The following is a 786-nucleotide window of genomic DNA, read 5'->3' as shown; positions in this document are numbered from 1 at the left end:
CCCCCCGCCATCTCGCCTACATCATCTACACCTCGGGCTCCACCGGGACGCCCAAGGGCGTCATGGTCGAGCATCGCGGAGTGGTGCGTCTTGTGGCGGGGAACGATTTCGTAGAGATCTCCCCGCGGGACGTCTTTCTCAACGCATCCTCGCCCACATTCGACGCGACCACGTTCGAGGTCTGGGGGGCCTTGGCGAACGGCGCCAGCATTGTGCTCTATCCTGAACGTCACCTTTCGACCGCAACGCTGGCCCAGACCATCCAAGACCAAGGCGTCACTATCGCCTGGATGACTGCCCGATTGTTCGACGTCTATGTGGGGGAGGAGCGGAGTACTGATCGGCTACAGCAACTGCTGGTCGGGGGCGAAGAGGTCTCCGCGGCTTCCATAAGAGCATGCCAGAAGCGACATCCGACGCTGCGGGTCTCAAATGGCTATGGCCCGACAGAGAATACCACCTTCAGTCTCTGCTATTCGGTACCTGCTGTTTTCGATAGCCGGCAACGGGTGCCGCTGGGACGACCAATTCGCAATACGGTTGTCTATCTTCTGGACGGTCATGGTCAGCCGGTGCCGTTGGGGGCGGTGGGCGAGCTCTATATCGGCGGGGCCGGGGTTGCGCGCGGCTACCTCAACCGGCCCGAGCTGACGGCCGAGCGGTTCATCGCCAGCTCCTTTGTGGAGGGCGACCGGCTGTACCGGAGCGGCGACCTGGGGCGCTATCTGCCGGACGGCAATCTGGAGTTTTTGGGCCGCAACGACGAGCAGGTGAAGATCCGCGGCT

Annotated in this window: 1 protein-coding gene; it reads left to right on the top strand. The window is 62.7% G+C overall.

The window, feature by feature from the left end; all coding sequences use genetic code 11:
• A partial coding sequence (locus NKJ06_RS35600; protein WP_352812611.1) for an AMP-binding protein occupies nucleotides 1-786 on the top strand: 786 nt, incomplete at both ends.

This window comes from Mesorhizobium sp. M0293 (assembly GCF_040321735.1).
In the GTDB taxonomy this organism is placed as follows: Bacteria; Pseudomonadota; Alphaproteobacteria; order Rhizobiales; family Rhizobiaceae; genus Mesorhizobium.
Note: the sequence above shows the minus strand (reverse complement) of the source record. Positions and strands in the feature narration are given on the sequence as shown.